The sequence below is a fragment of the Fulvivirga sp. genome (assembly GCF_040220315.1).
GTDB lineage: Bacteria > Bacteroidota > Bacteroidia > Cytophagales > Cyclobacteriaceae > Fulvivirga.
This window is the reverse complement of record NZ_JAVJUY010000286.1, coordinates 1-7,205: the sequence shown is the minus strand read 5'-3', so window position 1 is coordinate 7,205 and position 7,205 is coordinate 1. Positions and strand designations below refer to the sequence as shown.

6 protein-coding genes are annotated in these 7,205 nt (G+C 37.2%); 3 read left to right on the top strand and 3 right to left on the bottom strand.

Going from position 1 to position 7,205, the window contains the following annotated elements; all coding sequences use genetic code 11:
- Nucleotides 1-114: 114 nt before the first annotated feature.
- Both RLO81_RS14355 and lhgD read right to left on the bottom strand, forming a co-directional pair.
- Entirely contained in the window at nt 115-1,221 is a 1,107-nt protein-coding gene (locus RLO81_RS14355) for a ThiF family adenylyltransferase (RefSeq protein ID WP_350112975.1), read from the bottom strand.
- Entirely contained in the window at nt 1,222-2,418 is a 1,197-nt protein-coding gene (lhgD, locus tag RLO81_RS14350) for an L-2-hydroxyglutarate dehydrogenase (RefSeq protein WP_350112972.1), read from the bottom strand.
- Nucleotides 2,419-2,505: 87 nt separating this feature from the next.
- Between lhgD and RLO81_RS14345 the strand changes: the two genes are divergently transcribed.
- Nucleotides 2,506-5,061, top strand: coding sequence for a zinc-dependent metalloprotease (locus tag RLO81_RS14345; RefSeq protein ID WP_350112969.1), 2,556 nt, complete (start codon nt 2,506-2,508; stop codon nt 5,059-5,061).
- 46 nt (nt 5,062-5,107) lie between these two features.
- On the opposite strand, the gene msrB is transcribed toward RLO81_RS14345, so the two are convergent.
- Entirely contained in the window at nt 5,108-5,605 is a 498-nt protein-coding gene (gene msrB / locus RLO81_RS14340; protein WP_350112966.1) for a peptide-methionine (R)-S-oxide reductase MsrB, read from the bottom strand.
- 194 nt (nt 5,606-5,799) lie between these two features.
- Between msrB and RLO81_RS14335 the strand changes: the two genes are divergently transcribed.
- Nucleotides 5,800-6,315: a YfiR family protein gene (locus RLO81_RS14335; protein ID WP_350112963.1), complete on the top strand. Its 516-nt coding sequence runs from the start codon at nt 5,800-5,802 to the stop codon at nt 6,313-6,315.
- Nucleotides 6,316-6,340: 25 nt separating this feature from the next.
- A partial coding sequence (locus RLO81_RS14330; protein WP_502880456.1) for a methyl-accepting chemotaxis protein occupies nt 6,341-7,205 on the top strand: 865 nt, incomplete at its 3' end.

Here is a 7,205-nt window from a genome sequence, read left to right as displayed (position 1 = left end):
CTTACCATTGAGGGAGTACAAGAGCTTTTTTACACCCAGTTCGTGCCTGTCGCCAATAAACTCTCCGTGCTTAAATAGATAATCGGCCTTCTCTCGAATATTCATTATTCGATTTTAATACTTTTCCATACTCGGGTCAATCTCATCGGCCCAAGCCAAAATACCACCTTTTAAATTGTATAAGTTATCAAGGCCGAGTTTACCCTGTAAGTATTGAATGGCCTGTCCGCTACGAGCTCCACTTCTGCAATGCACCACTACTTTCTTATCTCTGGCAATTTTATCTTCATTCTGTGGCACTTCACCTAATGGAATAAGCTCACCATCCAGTGTAGCAATTTCAACCTCATGTGGTTCGCGCACATCAATCAATTGAAAATCCTCTTTGTTCTCAATCATTGTGTGTAGCTCTTTTACAGTTATTTCCTTTACCATTTTATTCTTATTTGGGTGACAAAATTCTTCGTAATCTATTAATTCTGTGATAGTATCTCGGGCATTGCTATTCTTAATTTTAATTACCCTCGATTCCATCGACTGACTATCAAATATAAAAAGCTTTTCAATTAAGGGCTGACCGATATTGCAAATAACTTTTAATGCTTCATTGGCTTGTATGCTTCCAATAATTCCGGGCAATGTACCTAGTACGCCACCTACTTCACAATCAGGCACACTCTCAGGGATTGGCGGAGTAGGATAGAGGTCTCTGTAATTGGCACTCTTATTTACGTTAAATACTGCTACTTGCCCTTCATATTGATAAATAGAGCCGTAGATAAATGGCTTATCTAATAATACACACGTATCATTGATCAAATACCGAGTAGAGAAGTTGTCCGTGCAGTCGATAACTAAATCATAATTGGCAATAATGGCTAATGCATTATCCGATGTCAATTGCTCTTCGAAAACTTTAGTTTTAAGATGCTGATTCTGCTTTTGAAGTTTCTCGGCTGTTAATCTGGCTTTTGATTGCCCGATATGCGCTTCATTGTAAAGTACTTGTCTATGAAGGTTGGTAATAGAAACAATATCGTTATCTATCAATCCTATTGTGCCTACACCAGATGCAGCCAAATACGAGGCAATGGGATTGCCCAGTCCGCCACAGCCAACTATTAAAATTCTTGATTGCTTAAGTTTTACCTGGGCTTCAATTCCAAAATTAGGAAGAGGAAAGTGCCGTTGGTATCGCTGAATTTCCTCTTTTGTTAACATTTAGAATCGTTTTAAAACTAAGTTCGAAACCGTATCTCCAATGGCCAAGGATGATGTGGCCGCAGGAGAAGGAGCATTACATACATTGATGGCATGCTCATTTTCTAAAATAAGAAAATCATCGATCAATCCACCATTTCTATCACAGGCTTGAGCGCGCACACCTGCACCACCTTCCACCAAATCATTTTCTGTAATTTCAGGTAGTAGCTTTTGCAATGCTTTTGTAAATGCCGCTTTTGAGAATGAACGGTACATCTCGCCAAAACCTGTTTTCCAGTATTTCATAGCCACTTTTTGAAACCCGGGCCACGCCAAAGATTCGGCTAACTCAGCAATGTTAATATCCGATTTTTTATAGCCTTCACGCTGAAAAGCAAGTACCGCATTTGGCCCTGCCTCTACACCACCTTTAGCCATTCGTGTAAAATGTACTCCCAGAAATGGGAAATTAGGATCAGGAACAGGGTAAATCAGGTTTTTAACAAGATACTCTTTCTCTTTTGATAGTTTATAATACTCGCCCCTGAAAGGAATAATCTTCACATCCAATTTCTGATTGGTGAATTTGGCCACTTTATCGGAATACAATCCGGCACAATTCACTACCAAAGTACACTCATAACTGGCCTTACTTGTTTCCACCTCGCAACCACCTGAAGTAGTCTTTATGTTGACTACTTTTTCACCCAAGTTGATAGTACCACCATCATTCTGGATTAACTCAGCATACTTTTTTGAAACAAGCTTATAATCAACAATACCAGTTTGTGGAACGAAAATTCCCTTTACTCCATTTACATGTGGCTCGTATTCCTTCAGCTCTTCGCTGTTAAGTGGTTTAATATTTTTCAGTCCATTTTCAGCACCTCTTTTCTCCAGGTTATCCAGCAAAGGTATTTCCTCTTCTGAAGTTGCAACTACTACCTTTCCACATAGCTCAAAAGGGATGTCTTCTTTTCGACAGAAATCAACCAGCATATGATAACCATTGATACAATTCGTGGCTTTTAAACTGCCCGGTTTGTAATACAAACCGGAATGAATAACACCACTATTATTGCCGGTTTGGTGTTTCGCGATCTCTTCTTCTTTGTCGAGAACCAATATTTTTAACTTGGGATTTTTCTCTTGTAGCTTGAGAGCCGTTCCTAGCCCAACAATACCCGCTCCTATAACTATAATGTCGTATTTCACATTTATGGTCATTTATGAGGTTGCAAATATACCCCAAAAGGTCACATTTAATTATCTTCGAAAGTTGACAAATTAAACCCAAACCCAATGAATAGTACACTTAGATTTAAAGTGCTCATTATAAGTGCTTTATGCCTTTTTTCATTTGACTCCTTAGAAGCGCAGAAAAAGAAGAAAAAGAAAGGCGAAGAAGAAAAACCAAAAACAGAAGAGAAAACAACCATAGCCAGTAAGGTAAAAGGGCATGATAAAATAGAGGGCCTATTTACATTTTATCGTGATACAACATCGGGTAGTATTATGATGGAGGTAAATAAAGAGCAGTTGGATAAAGAATATATCTATTTCAGCCAAATTGCTGATGGTGTTCTGGAAGCTTATTCTTTTCGTGGAGCATACAGAGGTTCCGATATTTTTAAAATTAGAAAGTTTTACAACGAGCTGGAGTTCGTTAAAGTAAACACTAATTTTTACTACGATCCTGAAAATCCATTAAGCAGATCGCAGGAAGCTAATATGAGTAATTCACTTCTTGCCAGTGAAAAAATAGAGGTTGAGGAAGATGGTAATTTCTTAATTAAGGCTGACAATTTGTTTTTGAAAGAAACATGGTCTCAAATTAAGCCACCTAGCTTACCTGGCCAGTCGCCCACTTCCTTTAAATTGGGAAGCTTGTCGAGCGAGAAAACCAAGGTTAGGGCAATCAGGTCATACCCTCAAAACGTAGACTTTAAAGTTGAATATGTTTACAGCACTTCTTCAGTATTAAATGGCGGCTCTAATGCTATAGCCGATGCTAGAAATGTGAGTATTTCAGTATTCCATAGTTTGGTAGCTGTACCTGAAAATGATTATGAGCCAAGATTTGATGACCCAAGAGTAGGTTATTTTACAACTCAGGTAGATGATCAGACTACAACCGAAGCCATTGCCTACAGGGATATGATTAACAGATGGCATTTGGTGAAAAAAGATCCTGAAGCAGCCATTTCAGAACCGGTAGAACCAATTACCTGGTGGATTGAAAATACGACTCCTTTAGAATGGAGAGAGTCAATTAAACAGGGTGTTTTAGAGTGGAACAAAGCTTTTGAAAAGGCAGGCTTTAAAAATGCAATGGTTGTTAAAGTTCAGCCCGACACAGCCGATTGGGATGCAGGGGATATCCGTTATAACGTACTGCGTTGGACATCTTCACCAAACCCTCCATTCGGTGGGTATGGACCAAGCTTTAGAAACCCACGAACAGGCCAGATTATTGGAGCTGATATAATGTTAGAGTTTGTGCATCATACCAACAGAGTAAGATATACAAAACTATATGGTATGGAAGTAAGCAACAAAGAAGCTCCGTTTTGGAATCCTGAAGGAGAGCAAAATTATTGTATGTATAGCAGCATGATGTTAGAAAATAATTTATTTGGTGAGATGGCTATAGCCACAAATGGCGAAGATTTGGATGGTATGAAAAATGAAGCCATGCTGGAGCTAATCATGCATGAAGTAGGGCATACCTTAGGTTTGAATCATAATATGAAATCTTCACAGTTATACTCGCCTGAGCAATTAGCCGATAAGGAATTTATTCAAGGAAAGGCGCTGACAGGCTCTGTCATGGATTATGCGACTATAAACGTAACCAAAGATAGAAGTAAGCAAGGGCATTATTACTCAACTGTTATAGGGCCTTATGATGTTTGGGCTATTCAGTTTGGTTATACCCCAGATATGTCTGAAGAGGCAATGAACAAACTTTTGGCAAGATCTACAGAGCCTGAGTTGATGTTTGGTAATGATGCGGATGACATGCGCAGCTCAAGCAGAGGAATCGACCCGAGAATTAACACTGGTGATTTATCAAATGATCAAATTACTTATTCTATTGATAGAATTGAGCTTGTAGATAATTTGATGAAGGACCTTAGAGAAAAGTATAATGATCCGGGTGAATCTTATCAGGAACTCAGACAAGCTTACTATATTCTTTCACGTCAAAGAGCACAAGCAGGCGAAGTAATGTCGAGATTTATTGGTGGTATTTATGTAGATAGAGCAATGCAAGGGCAGCCTGGAGCAACTAAGCCATATACTCCTGTAAGCGAGTCCGAGCAAAAAAGAGCAATGAATGGAATTAGTAAATACATGTTTGCTCCAAATGCTTTCAACACATCTAATGACATATACAATTATCTTGCTCTTCAGAGAAGGGGTTATAATTTCTATCGAGGACCTGAAGATCCTAAAATACACGAATCTGTTCTTAGCGCTCAAAAAGATGTGTTAAGTCATTTATTGCATGAAAACACATTGCAGAGGTTGGTTGACTCTGAACTTTATGGTAATTCATACCAGTTAGGGGAATTTATGGTGGACCTCAACTCAGCCATATTTGATGCTGATATAAATGGAAGCGTTAATACGTTCAGACAGAATTTGCAAGTAGAATATACTAAAATGCTTATTGAGATTCTTTTAAAAGATAAGTCAGGTAGCTATTCTAATCATGCAAAATCAATGGCCTTGTATAATTTGAATGCGATCGACAGAAAAGCAACTAATAGTTCGGGCAATACTTTATCCAGAGCACATAAATCTCACTTGAGGGCTTTAATCAAAAATGCATTAGATGAATACAAAGGTTAATAATCAACCTTTAGAGATAAGAAAGGGCGAGATAATCGCCCTTTTTTTATTTGTTGTCTTTCTCAAAATCAAGACTTACAGAATTAATGCAATAACGTAGGCCGGTAGGTTCTGGGCCATCATTAAATACATGGCCTAAATGTCCGCCACATCTAGCACAAACAACTTCTTCACGCACCATCCCAAAAGACATGTCTTTTACAATTTCTATATTTTCCTCATTTATTGGCTCATAAAAGCTAGGCCATCCTGTACCGGATTCAAATTTGGTTTGCGAGCTAAAAAGTTTTTCATTGCAGGCTGCACAATAGTAAGTTCCCTGATCATGGTTATCCCATAAATCCCCACTAAATGCTCTTTCCGTTCCTTTTTCTCTAAGAACATAGTATTCTTCTTCAGTAAGTTCCTTTTTCCACTCTTCATCTGATTTTTGGATTTTATCCACTGTACTTTTCTTTACCAGGCTTTTCGTATTTTTCTGACTTTTACTGCAGGATACCAAACTAAAAATCAATGCAAAAGATAATAGGGCTTTTCGAATCATAAACATATTTTTTCTATTAATTCAGTAAACTGATCAATAGTAAAAAAGTTTTTCTTTTGATAGAAAGTGCAGAGCATTGTCTGCTAATTGACAGTAAATTTAAAAGGCTATAATCGAGCTAATTGTGATTTATAATTGCTATTTTGAACTTAATTTTTGAAATTAAATTTATTGCAGGTTAATTTACTACTGGTATGTTGAAAATTGGTTACGCAAAATGGATAATTACTGCTTTTATGAGTTTGGGGTTTGTTGTTTTAAGTGCCCAAAGTTATCAGCTACATACCGTTTACATATATAGTTTTATTCGTTACGTACAATGGCCATCACCATTAAATGAAGGTGATTTTACAATAGGCGTTCTTGGTGATTCCCCTATCACTGAACATCTTGAAAAAATGGCTTTAACAAAAAAAGCTGGGGCAAGAACTATCGTAATAAAAAAATTTAATGGACCGGGTGATGTTACAGGCACCAATATTCTCTTTATTGCTAATTCAGCATCCGAGATGCTTTCTTCAGTAAAAGAAAAGGCATTATCAAACAACACATTAATTATTTCTGAAAAGGAAGGGTTAGGAATGGAAGGTAGCGGAATTAATTTTGTGGAGAGAAATGGTAAATTAGCATTTGAACTAAATAAATCATCAGTTGATGAAGCGGAGTTAAAGGTTTCATCGGAGTTATCAAGACTGGCAATTGTAATTTAAAACTTAAGTACTCAATCAGCGAAATATGCGAAAGTTTAAACTAAAAATTGGAAACAAAATTTTTGGAGGTTTCCTTATTCTCATCATCTTATTTGTACTAAATGCTACTGTCATATTTATCACAGGCAACGGTATAGATCAAGTTGTAAAGAAATCGTCAGAAATTATTAGACCAAGTAAAGAGGCGATAAGTGACTTTAAATTGCTCGTCACACGATCTAAGATGCTAAGTATTAACTGGGTGTATGTACAGTACAATGTAGATGATAAGGAGGCTTTAAAGATATTGCATTCGCAGGATTATCCGGCACTAAAAGACCGAATAGAAGAGCTTCAACAATCGTGGGAGATTGACAGCCAGAGATATTTGATAGATACCGTCAAGGCTGAGTTTGAATCACTCCTAGAAATAGAAAAGGATATCATGAGCCAACTTGTAACTTTTGAGAATTATGAAGATCCTCTTGTGAAATTATTGGCCGAAGATGCCATTGAAAGTCAGGTAATACCAATGACTGCATCAATCATTGAAAAACTGGATAAAGTAGCACAGATGCAGCAGGAAGTAACGCAAGAGTCTGATGAGTCACTTACCGATGCAACAGTTAGGCTGAGAAGTATAACTATCATTCTGGGTGCAATTATCATTCTAATAGGTTTATTAAGTGCTTATTTTATGGCCAGGTCGATAACAAATCCAATAAATTATATTAAGGATATTGTGGTCAAATTAGGCAAAGGTGAATTGGTAGAAGATCAGGGTAAGAAATTTAATAATGATGAAATAGGAGAAATGGCCATTGCCATGGATAATTTAATTCAAGGGCTTAGATCTACAACCATATTTGCTGAGAATATAGGTAATGGTAAGTATGACTCGGAATACAAAC